Here is a 15,612-nt window from a genome sequence, read left to right on the forward strand (position 1 = left end):
GGCGCGCGCCCTCAGCGGACGCGCGGAAGCTCGTCGAAGGAATGGAAGGGCGGCGGCGAGGAGACCTGCCATTCCAGCGTGGTCGCGCCAGGCCCCCACGGATTGGCCGCCACCTTCTCGCCCGAACGGAAGGTCAGCCAGATCACGTAGAAGAACAGGATCAGCGACGCCGCCGAGATGTAGGACCCGATCGAGGCGATGAAATTCCAGGCCGTGAGCGCCTCCGGGTAGTCCGGGTAGCGGCGCGGCATGCCCTGGTTGCCCGAGAAGTGCATCGGGAAGAAGGTCAGGTTCACGCCGACGAAGGTCAGCCAGAAGTGCACCTTGCCCCAGAACTCCGGGTACTGGCGGCCGCTCATCTTGCCGATCCAGTAGTAGAAGCCGGCATAGATGCTGAACACCGCGCCCAGGCTCAGCACGTAGTGGAAGTGCGCCACCACGTAGTAGGTGTTGTGCAGGATCTGCGTGATCGGCGCATTGGCCAGCACCACGCCGGTCACGCCGCCCACGGTGAACAGGAAGATGAAGCCGATGGCGAACAGCATCGGCGTCTTCAACTCGATCGACCCGCCCCACATGGTCGCGATCCAGGAGAAGATCTTGATGCCCGTGGGCACCGCGATCACCAGCGTCGCTGCCATGAAGTAGGCGCGCGTGTCGACGTCCATGCCCGACTGGAACATGTGGTGCGCCCACACCACGAAGCCCACGAAGCCGATCGCGACCATGGCGTAGGCCATGCCGAGGTAGCCGAACACCGGCTTGCGGCTAAAGGTGCTCACCACGTGGCTGATGATACCGAAGCCCGGCAGGATCATGATGTAGACTTCGGGGTGGCCGAAGAACCAGAACAGGTGCTGGAACAGCACAGGGTCGCCGCCGCCGGCGGGGCGGAAGAACGCCGTGCCGAAGTTGCGGTCGGTGATCAGCATGGTGATCGCACCCGCCAGCACAGGCACCGCCAGCAGCAGCAGGAAGGCGGTGACCAGCATCGACCACACGAACAGCGGCATCTTGTGCAGGGTCATGCCCGGCGCTCGCATGTTCAGGATGGTGGTGATGAAGTTGGCCGCACCCATGATGGACGACGCACCCGCGAGGTGCAGCGAGAACAGCGCCAGGTCCATCGCCATCGACGGGTGGAACTGGCTGTCGGACAGCGGCGGATAGATCGTCCAGCCCGCGCCCGGCCCCTCGCCCACGAACAGCGACGCGCCCAGCAGCAGGAAGGCGGGCACCAATAGCCAGAAGCTGATGTTGTTCATGCGCGGGAAGGCCATGTCCGGCGCGCCGATCATCAGCGGCACGAACCAGTTGCCGAAGCCGCCGATCAGCGCCGGCATGACCACGAAGAACACCATGATCAGGCCATGCGCCGACACGAAGGCGTTCCACACCTGGCCATCGGCGAAGATCTGCATGCCCGGCGTCTGCAGCTCGATGCGCATCAGCACCGACAGGCCGACGCCGATCACCCCCGCGAACAGCGCGAAGATGATGTAGAGCGTCCCGATATCCTTGTGGTTGGTCGAGAACAGCCAGCGGTTCACGAAACCGGGCTTGTGGTCGTGGTCGTCATGGTGCGCGTCGGTTGCGGTGGCCATCGTCTGTCCTCTCGGTCGCGCCTCAGCGGCGCGCCTCCGCGATCTGAAGGCTGTCGGTGGTCTCGGGGGCAGTGGCCAGCGCCGGGGCCGGCGCATCCTCCGCGCGGGCGAAGCGCGTGCGCGCGCTCGCCACCCAGGTGTCGAATTCGGCTTGCGGCACGGCGCGCACCGCGATCGGCATGAACCAGTGGTTGGTCCCGCAGATCTGGTTGCACTGGCCGTAGAACACGCCCTCGCGATCGGCGCGCATCCAGGTCTCGAGCGCGCGGCCCGGGATCGTATACTTCTGGATGCCCAGCGCCGGCACGAAGAAGGAATGGATGACGTCGTAGCCGGTGGTGATGACGCGGACGTTGGCGCCGATCGGGATCACCAGCTCGTTGTCGACCGCCAAGCGGAACAGGTGGCGACGCTCGGGCGGTAGCTGGTCCTCGGCGAGCGGGTAGCTGTCGAAGTTGAAGTTGCCGTGGTCGGGATAGGTGTAGTTCCAGTACCACTGCCGGCCCTGGACGCTGATGGTCAGGTCAGCGTCGGGCGTGCGGTCCTGGTAGTAGATCAGGCGGAAGGACGGGATCGCGATCACCACCAGGATCAGCACCGGCACCACGGTCCAGGCCACTTCCAGCAGCGTGTTGTGGCTGGTCTTCGACGGGGTGGGGTTCACCTCGGCCCGGAAGCGCCACACGCACCAGCCGAGCAGCGCCAGCACGAAAATGGTGATGACGACGATGATCCAGAAAACCAGCGAGTTGAAGCTGCTGATGGCGTCCTTGATCGGCCCACCGGACTCCTGCAGGCCCATGCCCCAGGCGGAGGGTGCGCCCACCATGCCCTGCGCCAGGACGGGCGTGGCCGCCATGGCCAGCACCAGACCGAGCACTACCGCCCAAAGGCGCTTCGCGTCGCTCAACCGCATCACCAATCCCCGGGCGCGTTGGCCGCGCCGCCACGTCAGAACAAAGCTTCGCGCCGATGCTTCGACGCGGGCGGACCATAGTCGCGCCACCCCGCACCGCACAAGTGAGCACGGGTCGCGAAACGCCAATCCCACGGTCACGAAACGATGCCGGCCGAAGGGCCGCGGCGACAGCAGCGGGCGGCGTTCAGGGGCGCAAGCCGCGCGGTACGATCAGCAGCCCGCCAGGGGCAGTCCAAGGCTGCGCCGGTTGGATCGTCGGGTCGGGCGGGCAAGGCGGGCGCATCACGCCGCAATCCCAGGCGAATCGGTCCGGGCGCCCGGTCATCTGGCCGCCGCGCTCGAACCGGCATTCACAGAGCTTTCCGGCCATGCAGACGGCCTGGCCCTCGGTTTCGGCCGTGCATTGCGGCGGCGGCTGCGCGACAACCGGGGCGGCGACGAGCAGGAGGGCGATCAGCACCTGGCGCATGGCCGCACCCTGCGCCGCAAAGATTGCCGGAGGGTGCATGGCATTGCCTTGCAGCGTGCCCCGCGGCGCTGCTTCCTTTTCCACCATGCCTGCGCCACGCGATCGCCGGGCACCCCATCGGCCGGCACCCCGCCGCCGCGCAGCCATCGCCGCATCATGAGGGCCTCGCGCGCGTCACAATCGAAACCCCCGCGTGAGGCCTGGCCGGATTGGGTGCGCGTCGAGCACACCGGCGGCCTGTATGCCTGCCGCTGAGGCACGTCCCGCGCGGCGCGCGCCCCCATGCGCCAACCACCGCTTGACGCGCCCCCCATGTGGGGGAGTAGGAGACTTGACCGGCATCAAGACCGGCATCCGGCCGGCGCGACCTGCATCGCGCCATCGGGGAATGGCTAGGCAGACCTGCTGACCGGCGCGCTCTGCGCCGGAGACACCGGCCCCCGCGGGCCGATGCTTGAACATGAGGCCTCGCCATGTCTTTTGCCGACCCCAGCCCCGACGCCGCCGCGCCTGCCGCCTTCCTGCGCCTGTGCGGAGGCCGCGCCTGGTCCGCGCGCCTGGCCGACCTCACGCGACGTGTGCAGGCCGGCACGCTGTCCGGCCGCGCCGCGCAGCAGCGCCATGCCGTCGAATTCGTGCTGGCCCGCGCGGCCGTCCCGGGCGCGGGTGGTCGCGTTTCCCTGGCGGAGCGCCGCGTGCTGTCCTTCGCGCAGGATGCGGTGCGCCTGGCACGCAGCCTGCCCGAGGCGCCGCGCGCCCGCCTGCGCGCCCTGATCCATGACGGCCTGACGGGCGAGTCCACGCTGATCCCGCTGTTCCACCTGCTGCGCACCGCGGCGCTGTATCGCGCGCGCGGCTTCGCGGTGGATTTCGCCGGCCTGGCCGAGGACGCGCCCTTCGACCTGCGCGTCACGCGAGAAGGGGTGGCAGCCGAGGTGGTGTGTGAAACCGTCTCGGCCGAGGATGGCCGCCCGGTGCATCGCGGCGATTGGTGCGCCCTGGTCGATGCCGTGAACCCGGAACTGCAGACCTGGCTCGCCGCCCATCCCGGGCGCTACCTGCTCAAGATGACCCTGCCCGAGGGCCTGGCCGGCCCCGACAAGGCGGCCGAATTGCAGGCGCGCATCATGGCCCTGCTGGCTGCGCAGAAGCGGCAGGATTCCAGCGCAGACGCGGTGCTGAAGCTCGACCCGCTGGTGCTGGCGGGCGCGCAGGCCGGCACCGCGCTGCCGCGCAGCCTGCGCGCGCAGTTCGGGCCCGAGGCGCATCTCGCCGTCACCGGCAATCCGGCCGGCGGATCGGTCTTCGTGATGGCGGCGCGCGCGGGGCGCGAGAATGCCGTCGCCGCAGCCGTGGTCGGGCGCATGCGGCTCGCAGCGGACAGCCGGCTGACGGGCACCGCGCCGGGCATCCTGGCGATGTTCGTGGACGACCTCGACCGCGGCGAATGGCGATCGCTGCGCGAGACACTGGAACTCGAGGGCGCGGCGCGCCGCTTCCTGACCGAACCGGCGGCGCGGCGCGTGGTGGCGGCCGTGTGTGCCTCGCGCATGGAGATGTTCGGCTTCGCACCGCCGGATGCCGCCGAGGACGGCGAACTGCGCTTCCGCAACCCGTCGCACCCGGCCAGCAAGCTGGCGGCGCTGGCGCCGGCGGTCACCTCCTCGATGTAGCCGGCCGCCGGCGGCGCAGCCGGACCGGGAAGCCAACAGCGCATTGCGGAGCTCAGCCCGCCGGCCTGCTGGGCCGCGCCGGCGCACATGGCGCTTGCAGCGGAGGGGAACGCTCGACGCCTGCGATGACGGATCGGGCACGGCGCGACGCCTGGCTGCCCCGCGATCCCGCAGCCGCCAGCCGGCGCCGCCATGGCAACCACAGGCGGCCGCGCCACGCAGCGACATGCCTGACAGGCCGCCACGCCTTGTGGCGCGCACCGCGCAGGTGGCACTCTCGCATCAACCCGCATGCACGCGGGACGACCAGCAGGAGCATACCCCATGCGCCGTCGTTCCTTCCTTGCCACCGCTGCCGCGCTGCCCGCCGCACCCGCTCTCGCGCAACCCGCGCGCGCCCGGACGCTGCGCTTCGTGCCGCAGGCCAACCTCACCTCGCTCGACCCGATCTGGACCACCGCGGCGGTCACCGAGAACCACGGCTGGACGGTGTTCGACACGCTGTACGGGATGACCGACGACCTGCGCGTTCAGCCGCAGATGGCCGAGGGGCATACCGTCTCGGACGACGGCCTGACCTGGTCGATCCGCCTGCGCGAAGGGCTTCGCTGGCATGATGGCGAACCGGTGCGCGCGCAGGATTGCGCACCGTCACTGGCGCGCTGGGCGCGGCGCGACACCTTCGGCCAGTCGCTCGGCGCCGTGGTCGATGCGTGGGAGGCCGCCGACGATCGCACCATCCGCATCAAGCTGAAGTCGCGCTTTCCACTGCTGCTGGAAGCGCTCGCCAAGCCGGCCGCCGTGGTGCCCTTCATGATGCCCGAACGGCTGGCGCGCACCGACCCGTTCCAGCAGGTGACGGAGATGGTGGGCTCCGGCCCCTTCCGCTTCCTGCGCGACGAATACGTCTCGGGCTCGCGCGTCGCCTACGCGAAGTTCGACGGCTACGTGCCGCGGCAGGAAGCCGCCAGCCGCACTGCCGGCGGCAAGGTGGCGCATTTCGACCGCGTCGAATGGACCATCATGCCCGACAGCGCGACGGCATCTGCCGCGCTGCAGGCCGGCGAGATCGACTGGTGGGAACAGATCAACGCCGACCTCGCCCCGCGTCTGCGCCGCACGCGCGGGGTCGAGGTCGCGGTGCTGAACACGCTCGGCTACATCGGCGTGGCGCGCTTCAACCACCTGCATGCGCCGTTCAACAACCCGGCCATCCGCCGCGCGCTGCTGGGTGCCATCACGCAGGAGGACTTCCTGCGCGGCGTGACCGGCAACGACCCCTCCGCCTTCAAGCAGTGCCTGTCGATGTGGCCCTGCGGCACGCCCTATGAGAGCACCACCGCGAACACCGCGATGCAGGGCGCGCGCAACCTCGATGCTGTGCGCGCGGCCATCCGCGCGGCGGGCTACAACAACGAGAAGGTCGTCATCATCAACCCGACCGACTTCCCGACCATCGGGCCGTTCGGGCAGATCATGGCCGACCTGCTCAAGCGCCTGGGCATGAATGTCGACCTGGTCGAGACCGACTGGGGCTCGGTGGTGCAGCGCCGCGCCAGCAAGGAACCGCCCGAGCGCGGCGGCTGGTCCATCTTCCACACCTGGTGGCCCGGCGTGTCGATCATCAACCCCGCGGTCAACGCGACCCTGCGCGGCCAGGGCGATCGCGGCTGGTTCGGCTGGTACGACAATCCGCGCGTCGAGCAGGCCGCATCCCAGTGGCTGCTGGCCGAGACCGAGGTCGAGCAGAAGCGCCTCGCTGACGTGATACAGCGCGAATCCTTCGAGAACGCGCCGATCCTGCCGCTCGGGCAGTTCTTCATCTCGACCGCCTATCGCACCGGACTGTCGGGCTTCGTGCAGGGGTCGGGCGCCTACCCGTGGAACATCCGGCGGAGCTGATATGCCGCCCTCAAGCGACGGGCGCGGCCCATCCGGGCCGCTTGTCTCGCCGGACGACCGGCGGCGGCCGTTCGGCCGCTCGACCCGCCAGGCGGGCCGCGGACGACTCGCACGCCACACTCACGCCGAACGCAGGACACCATGGCACGACTGACGCGCGACGAGATGCGAGGCAAAGCCCAGACCGTGCTGGGCCTGGTGGATCCGGCGGTGCTGGGTTCGACGCTGATGCATGAACACCTGATCTGGGACATCCGCCCGCCGACGATCCGCGACCGCGATCCGGGCGTCGAACCCGGCCTGGCGAATCATTGGGGCATGAGCAGCTCGACCGCCGCATCGCCGGCCAATGCCTGGCAGCCCAGCGTCGAGGTGGCGACCGAGGCGGTGGCCGAAGCCGTGGCGGCCGGCTGCGAGACCATCGTGGAACTGTCGATCGGCGGCTTGTCGCCGGACCCCGACGGGCTGGTGCGCGTGGCGCGGGCCACCGGCTGCCACATCGTCATGGGCTGCGGCCATTACGTCGAGGACTACCAGTTCCCCGAGAACCACACGCGCAGCATCGACGACTTCGCCGCCGAGATGGTCGCGCAGGTGCAGGAAGGGATGTGGGGCACGCAGGTGCGCGCCGGGCTGATCGGCGAGATCGGATGCCAGGATGCCTGGACGCCGCTCGAACGGCGCGTGATGGAAGCCGCGCTGATCGCGCAGCAGGAAACCGGCGCGGCACTGACCATCCACCCCGCCCGCCGCCAGGACAGCCCGCAGGAGGTGATGGACTTCATCGCCGCGCGCGGCGGCGATCCGTCGCGCACCATCATGGACCACATCGACCGCACGGTGTTCGACGACGATGCGCTGTTCCGCCTGGCGGATACCGGCGTGGTGCTGGAATGGGATTTGTTCGGGCAGGAGAGCAGCCTGTACGTCCACAACCTGGACATCGACATGCCCAACGACGCGGGACGGCTGCGCGCCATCCGCAAGGTGCTGGACCGCGGCCACAAGGGCCAGGTCGTGATCAGCCACGACATCTGCCACCGCGCGCACATGACGCGCTGGGGTGGGTGGGGCTACGCCCATATCCACCGCACCGTGCTGCCGCTGATGCGGCGGCGCGGGTTCAGCGAGGCGGAGATCCAGGAGATCCTGGTGGATACACCGCGGCGCCTGCTGACCTTTGCCTGACGCCCCGCGCGACGGCGCGGGGCGCTGCGGTAATCACGCCGCGCGCATGTCCATCGGCACGGCCGGCAAGGGGCCCGTGGCCGCAGCGGCCGGCTGCCAGGCCGCACCCCGCCCGGCGGTCGGGTCGCGGAGCACATAGCCGCGCCCCCAGACGGTGCCGATCAGGTCGTTCGCCCCGGCCTGGGCGAGCTTCTTGCGCAGCTTGCAGATGAAGACGTCGATGATCTTCACCTCCGGTTCATCGATGCCGCCATAGAGGTGATTGAGGAAGGCTTCCTTGGTCATCACCACGCCCTTGCGCAGCGCGAGCAGTTCCAGGATCGCGTATTCCTTGCCGGTCAGGTGCACGGTGCGCCCCTCGACCGTGACCTCGCGCGAACCGAGGTTGAGGTTCAGCGGCCCGACCTGCAGCGTCGGCTGGCTGAAGCCCTTGGCGCGGCGCACGATGGCCTGGATGCGCGCGACCAGTTCCTGCTGGTCGAAGGGCTTGGTGATGAAGTCGTCGGCCCCCATGCCGAAGACCTTCACCTTGGTCTGCGGGCGCGAGACGCCCGAGAGGATCAGCACCGGCGTCTCGATCCGCGCGGCACGCAGGCGGCGCACCACCTCCGACCCGTCGATGTCCGGCAGCATCAGGTCGAGGATCACGATGTCGTAATCGTACAGGCGGGCCAGCTCGACCGCCTCCTCGCCCGTGTCCGCGGTGTCGACGATCATCGCCGCCTGCTTGAGCATCAGGGTGATACCGCGAGCAGTAGTGAGATCATCCTCAACTAACAAGACGCGCATTTTGGTGCCCTCTCACGCTACAGGCGTAAGATACCACCTATGCGCGTATCCTCAAGCGGTTTTTCACCCATGACATGCATCAAGAATGGTTGGTAAACGTCTGATTTGAGCAAACTGACGATTTTCGAGACAAACTGACCCGCAAAGATTATCGCGGGAATGCGAGCAGCGCTTCTACCCAGGGTTGCGGCGCCTCCCGCGGCAGGAAGTGCCCGGCACCAGGCACCACCACCCGCCCGAACGGCCCCGCGAACCACCGCGCGCACCCCGCGCTGTTCGCCGGCGGGTCCACCCCGTCCTCAGCACCGTGCAACACCATGCTCGGAACCGTGATCGGCGGGCGCGCCGCCAGGCGGTCCTCGATACCTTGCAGCGCCGGGTCGCCCAGCGCCGCGCGGTGCCGGTGGCGATACGACTGCACCACCGTCGCGACGAAATCGGGGTTGTCGAAGCTGGCGGCGGTGCGCGCGAATTCTGCCTCGGTGAAGCGCCAGGTCGGCGACCACAAACGCCAGAGGTACCGGCAGAAGGCGGCGCGGTCCTGCTCGAGCGCCGCCACGCCGCGGTCCGTGTGCAGGTACCACTGGTACCAGTAGCGCGCCTCCTGCTCGGGCGGCGCCGGGCGCGCCGCCGCGGCGATGTCCTGGATGTTGTAGCCATTCGCCGAAACCAGGCCGATCACGCGGTCCGGCCACAGCGCGCTGGCGATGCAGGCGGCCCGCCCGCCCCAGTCGTAGCCCGCCAGCAAGGCCCGCTCGAGGCCCAGCGCATCCATCAGCGCAAGCAGATCCGCGCCCAGCGCCGCCTGCTGGCCCGACCGCGGCGTCGCCGCATCGCGATACCGCGTGGGGCCGTAGCCGCGCAGATACGGCACCACCACGCGCAGCCCCGCGGCCGCCAGCGCCGGCGCCACGCCATCCCAGGCCCGCGCATCGTCGGGGAAGCCGTGCAGCAGCACCGCGGGCGTGCCGCCCTCAGGCCCATGCAATTCCACCGCGACATCGAGCGCCCCGGCGGTGACCATGATGTGCGACATGCGCGCCCCTCCTGCGTTGAGCGCGCCATGCTCTACCGCCAGCGGCGATGCATCCAGAGCCACTGCCCCGGATGCTCGCGCACCCAGCCGGCGATGACGTCGTTCATGGCCTGGGTCGCGGCCTCGACATCGATCAACCCCTCGGCGTCACGCGGCAGCGGGATTTCCTCGGTCAGGTGCAGCCGGAACCGCCCATTGGGCAGGCGGATGGCGCGCGCGCCATGCACCGGGCAGTCGAAGCGCCGCGCCAACTGCGCCAGAAGCGGATTGGCGAAGGCCGGCCGACCCAGGAAGTCGATCCGCGGGCCGCGCCCGAAGCGCTGGTCGACCAGCATGCCGATGTGCTGGCCGCGTTCCAGCGCGCGCGCCAGCTTGAACGGCGCCGACATCCCCGCCGCCACCAGCGTGCCCATGCTGTCCTGGCGCAGCCGCAGGATCTCCTTCGCCACCGCGGGGCTATTGGGGGTGCGGTACAGCACCGCACTTTCGATCCCGTGGCGCGCCGCGGCGATCGCCGGCAATTCCCAGTTGGCCAGATGGGCGGAGAAGACGATCGCCGGCTTGCCGTCGTCGCGCAGCCGTTCGTACAGCGCGACCGTCGCGGGGCTCGCGGTGATGCGTCCGGCCTCGGGCTGCGCCGGGTCGAAATCCCAGATGCGGTCCATGTGGACGTATTCGCAGGCGACGCGACCCAGGTTGTCCCACGCCTCGCGCAGGATCGCCGCGCGCTCCGCCTCGGTCTTGTCGGGGAAGGCGCCGGCGATGTTCTCCCGCGCGATGCGGTGCGCGCTGGTCAAAGGCCCGAGGCTGCGCGAGATCGCGGCGCCGATCTTCGGCCCGGAATCCGGCCCCAACAGCCGCAGCAGCGCGAAGACCGCACGGACCAGCAGCCCGAACAGCCGGTCGGCGAACAGCCAGGCGCGATACTTAAAGCGTAACAACGATCTTCCCGAAGACACGCCGGCTTTCCAGACGGTCCAGCCCCTCGGTGAAGCGTTCCACCGGCAGCACCGTGTCCAGCACCGGCAGGATGCCGCGCGCCATCTTGGCGTAGCCATCGGCGATGTTGCGCATCGACGCGCCGAAGGACCCGAAGATCCGCAGTTGGCGCTGGAAGATCATCATCAGGTTGGTCTCGGCGGAGACACCGCTGGTCGACCCGCACGTCACCAGCCGCCCGCCCATGCGCAGCGACAGCAGCGACCCCGCCCAGGTGGAGGCGCCCACATGCTCGAACACCACGTCCACGCCGACCTTGCCGGTCGCGCGGCGCGCCACGGTCGGGAAGTTCTGCGTGGTGTAGTTCACCACGACGTCGGCACCCAGCGCCTTAGCCTTCGCGCATTTCTCGTCATCGCCGGCCGTGGCGATCACGGTGCAGCCCAGATCCTTGGCGATGCGCACCGCCACCGTGCCGATGCCCGACCCGGCCGCATGGACCAGGATGGTCTCACCCGGTTCCAGCTTCGCATTGTCGAACAGCATGTGCTCGACCGTGCTGAAGGTGATGGTGCCGCAGGCGGCATCATCCCAGGAGATGCCATCGGGCACGCGGACCATCAGCCGCGCTTCCTGGTTCACCAGTTCGCAGGCGAAGCCGCCGACGTGGAAGCCCTTCACGCCGCGGACATTCTCGCACAGGTTGTCCTCGCCCTTGAGGCAGCGGCGGCAGGTGCCGCAGGTCAGCGCGCCATAGGGCGCGGCGCGGTCGCCGACCTTCCACTCCGTCACGCCGGCGCCAACCGCGACCACCTCGCCCACCGCTTCGGCGCCCACGATCAGCGGCATCTCGCGCTTGGCGAAGGCCATGCCGCGAAAGCCCCAGACGTCGATGTGGTTCAACGCGACAGCCTTGATGCGCAGCGTCACCTCGCCCGGGCCGGGCGGCGGCGGCGCGGGCACGTCTTCCAGCCGCAGGTCACGGTCGCCATGCAGGCGCAGCGCGCGCATCGTCGTCATGGCGCGGCACTCACCACCAGGCAGACATTCTGCCCGCCGAAGCCGAACGAATTGGACAGCACATGGCGCAGCCCGGTCACCTGGCGCGCCACGTTCGGCACCACGTCGAGCGTGATCGCGGGATCAGCCTCGACATGGTTGATGGTGGGCGGCAGCAGCTGGTCGCGGATGGTCAGCAGCGACAGCGCCGCCTCGATCGCGCCGGCGGCCGACAGGGTGTGCCCCAGCATCGACTTGTTCGACGAAATGGGCGGCGGCGCATCGCCGAAGACGGCGCGCATGCCCAGCGTCTCCATCTTGTCGTTCTCCGGCGTGCCGGTGCCGTGCGCGTTCACGTAGCCGATATCGGCAGGCGCGATGCCCGCATCCGCGATGGCATTGCGCATCGCGCCGATGATGGCGTGGCCATCCGGGTTCGACCTGGTGCGGTGGAAGGAATCCGCCCGCTCACCGCAGCCCGACACGATGCCCAGCACCACCGCGCCGCGCGCCGTCGCGTGCTCCAGGCTTTCCAGCACCAGCGCCGCCGCGCCCTCGCTCATCACGAAGCCGTCGCGCGTCTTCTCGAAGGGGCGGGAGGCCTTCTCCGGTTCGTCGTTGCGCGCGGTCAGCGCCGAGAGCAGCGAGAAGCGGATCACCGCCTCCGGCTGCACCGACCCATCGGCACCGAGCGCGATCGCCGCATCCGCCTCGCCGCGCTGGATCGCCTCGACCGCCATCTGGATGGCGGAGGCCCCCGTCGCGCAGGCCGTGGTCAGCGCGATAGGCGCCCCGCGCGTGCCGAAGCGCGCGGCCAAACGCTCACCGACGCCACCGAACATGAAGGTCTCGTACAGGTCCGACCGACCGGCCGCGACGTCGGTCGCCGCGCGATAGGTGCCGTTGCCATTGGCCTGGCGCGCCAGTTCGAAGCGCTGCGGCCATTCGTATTCGACCGGCGGCATGCCGACCATCAGCGGGCCAGGGAAACCGCCCTCGCCGATCGCCGCCTGGGCCAGGGCCTCGGCCACCGCGGCCTCGGCCATGCGCTCCACCCGCACGGGGGAACTCACTGGCTCCGCACCGGCCGCTTCCTCGGGCAGTTCGACGGTGCCGGCGATGGTGGTGCGCAGCTTCTCGGTCGGGAAACGGCGGATACGCGAAATGCCCGACGTGCCGGCGGTGATCGCCGCCCAGGTCGCTTCCCGCCCCCAGCCCAGCGGGCTGACGATGCCGATGCCGGTCACCGCCACCAGCGGCCGGCCGAGATGATCCTTCATGCCGCGCGCTCCAGAAGGGCCAGCGCCTCGCCCCGCCACTGGCCGAAGCCGGTGACCAGGATGCGGTCGACCGGCCCGTCGCCCACATCGGCCGGGTCCATCGCGGGGTAGAAGCCGCCGCGCGACAGCGCCAGCGCTCCGAGCGCGACATTGGCCGGGAAGGTCGCTTCCACACCATGGCCGAGCAGCGAGCCGGTGCGCCGCACCGCCGCCGCGCCGATGCCGGCCAGGAAGGCTTCTTCCTCGATCCGCGCTTCCGCCACGCCGGTCATGCCGGACAGCACGCCAAGCCGCCCGTCCGGCACCGCGAGGCGGTCCCACAGCGCCCGCGCCGCCCGCGCCGAGGCGCCGCCGCCGCGCTTATGCGCCGCATCGGTCGCGACGCCCGCGATACGCGCCAGCGGCACCGCGCCGCGCGCCGCGGCATGCGCCGCCGTCTCGAGCACCAGAAAGGCGCCGAGCGCCCCGCCCACGAACCCACCCGCGCCATCGCGGGCCGAGACCGGCGCAAACGGCCCGCGCCACACCGCTCCGCCGGCGCCATACAGCAGCACCAGGTCCCAGCGCTGGGACGCATAGGCGCCGCCCACCAGCGCAATCCCGCCGCGCCCTTCCGCAAGCCGCGCCGCCGCGATGCGCACCGCATCGGCCGCCGCCGCTTCCTCGCCCATGAAGGTGCGCGAGGACCCCGTCACGCCATGCACGATCGAGATATTGCCCGCCAGCAGGTTCGACAGCTGCGCCAGGAACAGTGTGGGGCGCAGGTCGGTCGCGAGGCGTTCGTTCAGGATCGCCCCGGCCTCGGCCGCCGGCGTCGCGCAGAGCGCTGTCGCCACCGCCTCGTCCACCGCCACGTCGCGCTCGCCCCCGCCGGCGGCGACGATCAGGTGCATGTCCGACACGAGCCCGCGCGCGCCGGCCTGGTCGATGGCCAGGCCTGCGGCATAGGTGCCAAGCCGCTGCCAGGGCTCCATCTGCCGCTGGTCGCCCTTCTTCGGGATCTGCGCGTCGAAGGACATCGCCGGCAGCGGATGCACGGCATAGGGCGCGAAGGCCGCCTCGTCGACGACAGGCTTGGCCCCCGGCTGCGACAGCACGGTCCAGTGCGCCTCCGGCCCCTCGCCCAGCGAGGAGACCAGGCCGATGCCCGTGATGACCACTTCCTTGCGCGTCATGCGAGGCCGAGCTCCTGCCCGCGCGCCTTCATCGCCGCGGCGAGTTCGGGGGCCGGGAAATCCATGATGCGCAAGGTCAGCTCGGCGTCGCAGATGCGCTTGCCCGCGGCCTCGATGCGCGCCTTCGTGACCGCATAGCCCGACCCGTCATGCAGGCGCTGCGCATGCACCGTCACCGGCGTGCCAGGCCCCACGAAGGACCGGAACTTCGCTTCCTTCACGCCCATCAGGAAGGGCATCCGTTCGAACGCCATCAGCTTCAGCAGCAGCCAGCCCGACGCCTGCGCCATCGTCTCGACCAGCAGCACGCCCGGCATCAGCGGATAACCGGGGAAATGCCCCTCGAAGACCGGGGAGGCCTCGGGGATGGTGCTCTCGACCACGATGGCCTCGCCTTCCAGCGCGGCCACCCGGTCGATCATCTGGAAGTATTCGAGGCGCATTGCGGTCTGCCCGTTTCAGGCCCGCGCGCGCGGCACCGCGCGGTGCTCGGTCACGGGATCAAGCCCCCTTGGCGGCGACCAGTTCGTCGATGCGCGCCGCCAGGTTCTTCATGACGAAGTACTGCTCGGCCGGGGCGGTCCCGGCATTCACTTCCTGCGTCCAGGCCTCGACCGGGACCTTGATGCCGAAGGCCTTGTCGATGGCGAAGACGATGTCGAGGAAGTCCAGGCTGTCGATGCCCAGGTCGTTGATGACATGGCTGTCGGGCAGGATCTTGTCGCGCTCGACTTCGCTGTTCTCGGCGATGATGTCGGCGATGCGGTCGAAGGACGAGGCCATGGGTGGCCCTCCGTGGGGAATCCGGGGTGGGGATGCGGGTTGGGGGGCGTCTTTGGCGCGAATGGCGGCGGAAGGCAAGATTCGCCCCCCGGCGGCCCGCCGGGCCCCGCCGCGACACGGACGCATCGGCCGGACATCGGCACCCCGGGCCGGGCGGACCGTGGCGGGCGGTTGGGCTGCCTGGCGCTACGCGACGTCAGGCTCGGCTGCCGGCCCCATCGAACAGCTGCGGAGGCAGGCGGGCCACGGCGCGACACATCAAGTGCGCCGGCGACCCACAGGCCGCCGGCGCACTCGATGCCAAGCCAGGAAGGAAAGATCCGGCAGGACGTCTCCGCCCTGCCGGACCGGGCGTCAGCCGCGTTCCGGGTAAGTGAATGCCGGGCGCGCCTTCAGGCTGTCGACCGTCGCGCCGGGCAGGGTCCAGCGCTCACGATCGGCATTCCACCGCAGGTCGGCCAGCGGAATGGCCACATACCGCTCCCCGATGCCCAGGAAGCCGCCGACCGACAGCACGGCGATCACCGGCCCGCCGGCGGGCGAGATCATCAGGTCGTGCACCTCGCCGACGGTGTTGTTCGCCTCGTTGATGATGTTGGCACCGATCACGCGGCTGGCGCGGCGGGCCTGCGGATTCGCCGTCGCCACCATGCCCGCGGCGCTCCCCTGGACCGGCGCCGGCACATTCGCCTGCGGCATGGTCGAAGGCGACTGCGGCATGGTGGTGGACGGTGCCGGCTGCGGCGCCGTCTGCGCCAGGGCGATAGCGGGCAGCAGTGCCGTCGCGGTGATGGCGAGGATCTTGATGTTCGGACGCATGGCGTTTCTCCGTTGTTGCGGGCAGGAATGCCGTGCC

At 70.0% G+C, this 15,612-nt stretch carries 15 protein-coding genes; 4 read left to right on the forward strand and 11 right to left on the reverse strand.

The window, feature by feature from the left end; translation table 11 throughout:
- Positions 1-11: 11 nt before the first annotated feature.
- Positions 12-1,604, reverse strand: a complete 1,593-nt coding sequence (ctaD, locus tag MWM08_RS22450; protein ID WP_244408731.1) for a cytochrome c oxidase subunit I — start codon at positions 1,602-1,604, stop codon at positions 12-14.
- A gap of 22 nt (positions 1,605-1,626) precedes the next feature.
- A complete protein-coding gene (gene coxB / locus MWM08_RS22455; protein WP_244408732.1) occupies positions 1,627-2,520 on the reverse strand; it encodes a cytochrome c oxidase subunit II in 894 nt (297 codons plus the stop codon).
- Positions 2,521-2,770: 250 nt separating this feature from the next.
- On the opposite strand from coxB, the gene MWM08_RS22460 reads away from it, so the two are divergent.
- The 4 genes from MWM08_RS22460 (at position 2,771) to MWM08_RS22475 (ending at position 7,755) form a co-directional block, all read left to right on the forward strand.
- Complete coding sequence (locus MWM08_RS22460) at positions 2,771-3,247, forward strand: hypothetical protein (protein ID WP_244408733.1); 477 nt, start codon at positions 2,771-2,773, stop codon at positions 3,245-3,247.
- Between the two features lie 218 nt (positions 3,248-3,465).
- Positions 3,466-4,665 carry a hypothetical protein gene (locus MWM08_RS22465; RefSeq protein ID WP_244408734.1) on the forward strand — a complete coding sequence of 400 codons (1,200 nt, stop codon included), beginning with the start codon at positions 3,466-3,468 and terminating at the stop codon, positions 4,663-4,665.
- 324 nt (positions 4,666-4,989) lie between these two features.
- Positions 4,990-6,567: an ABC transporter substrate-binding protein gene (locus MWM08_RS22470; protein ID WP_244408735.1), complete on the forward strand. Its 1,578-nt coding sequence runs from the start codon at positions 4,990-4,992 to the stop codon at positions 6,565-6,567.
- A gap of 141 nt (positions 6,568-6,708) precedes the next feature.
- Complete coding sequence (locus tag MWM08_RS22475; RefSeq protein ID WP_244408736.1) at positions 6,709-7,755, forward strand: phosphotriesterase family protein; 1,047 nt, start codon at positions 6,709-6,711, stop codon at positions 7,753-7,755.
- A gap of 33 nt (positions 7,756-7,788) precedes the next feature.
- Here MWM08_RS22475 and ctrA read toward each other — a convergent pair whose 3' ends face one another.
- The 9 genes from ctrA to MWM08_RS22520 all read right to left on the reverse strand — a co-directional run bounded on the left by ctrA (position 7,789) and on the right by MWM08_RS22520 (position 15,575).
- Complete coding sequence (gene ctrA / locus MWM08_RS22480; RefSeq protein WP_244408737.1) at positions 7,789-8,544, reverse strand: response regulator transcription factor CtrA; 756 nt, start codon at positions 8,542-8,544, stop codon at positions 7,789-7,791.
- A 148-nt stretch (positions 8,545-8,692) separates the two neighbouring features.
- Complete coding sequence (locus MWM08_RS22485; RefSeq protein ID WP_244408738.1) at positions 8,693-9,580, reverse strand: alpha/beta fold hydrolase; 888 nt, start codon at positions 9,578-9,580, stop codon at positions 8,693-8,695.
- 32 nt (positions 9,581-9,612) lie between these two features.
- On the reverse strand, positions 9,613-10,521 hold the full coding sequence (locus MWM08_RS22490; protein ID WP_244408739.1) for a lipid A biosynthesis lauroyl acyltransferase: 909 nt from the start codon (positions 10,519-10,521) through the stop codon (positions 9,613-9,615).
- Positions 10,508-11,539, reverse strand: coding sequence for a zinc-binding dehydrogenase (locus MWM08_RS22495; protein WP_244408740.1), 1,032 nt, complete (start codon positions 11,537-11,539; stop codon positions 10,508-10,510). Before MWM08_RS22495 ends, MWM08_RS22490 begins: the two co-directional genes overlap by 14 nt.
- Positions 11,536-12,798 carry a beta-ketoacyl synthase N-terminal-like domain-containing protein gene (locus MWM08_RS22500; RefSeq protein ID WP_244408741.1) on the reverse strand — a complete coding sequence of 421 codons (1,263 nt, stop codon included), beginning with the start codon at positions 12,796-12,798 and terminating at the stop codon, positions 11,536-11,538. The genes MWM08_RS22495 and MWM08_RS22500 overlap by 4 nt, the downstream gene beginning before the upstream one ends.
- On the reverse strand, positions 12,795-13,973 hold the full coding sequence (locus MWM08_RS22505; RefSeq protein WP_244408742.1) for a beta-ketoacyl-ACP synthase: 1,179 nt from the start codon (positions 13,971-13,973) through the stop codon (positions 12,795-12,797). The genes MWM08_RS22500 and MWM08_RS22505 overlap by 4 nt, the downstream gene beginning before the upstream one ends.
- Positions 13,970-14,416 (reverse strand): 3-hydroxyacyl-ACP dehydratase FabZ family protein, encoded by a 447-nt coding sequence (locus tag MWM08_RS22510; protein WP_244408743.1) that lies wholly within the window; start codon positions 14,414-14,416, stop codon positions 13,970-13,972. Before MWM08_RS22510 ends, MWM08_RS22505 begins: the two co-directional genes overlap by 4 nt.
- A 58-nt stretch (positions 14,417-14,474) precedes the next feature.
- Positions 14,475-14,756 carry an acyl carrier protein gene (locus tag MWM08_RS22515; protein WP_244408744.1) on the reverse strand — a complete coding sequence of 94 codons (282 nt, stop codon included), beginning with the start codon at positions 14,754-14,756 and terminating at the stop codon, positions 14,475-14,477.
- 354 nt (positions 14,757-15,110) lie between these two features.
- Positions 15,111-15,575, reverse strand: coding sequence for a PRC-barrel domain-containing protein (locus MWM08_RS22520; RefSeq protein ID WP_244408745.1), 465 nt, complete (start codon positions 15,573-15,575; stop codon positions 15,111-15,113).
- Between the last annotated feature and the right edge of the window lie 37 nt (positions 15,576-15,612).

Source organism: Roseomonas fluvialis (assembly GCF_022846615.1).
Classification (GTDB): Bacteria; Pseudomonadota; Alphaproteobacteria; order Acetobacterales; family Acetobacteraceae; genus Neoroseomonas; species Neoroseomonas fluvialis.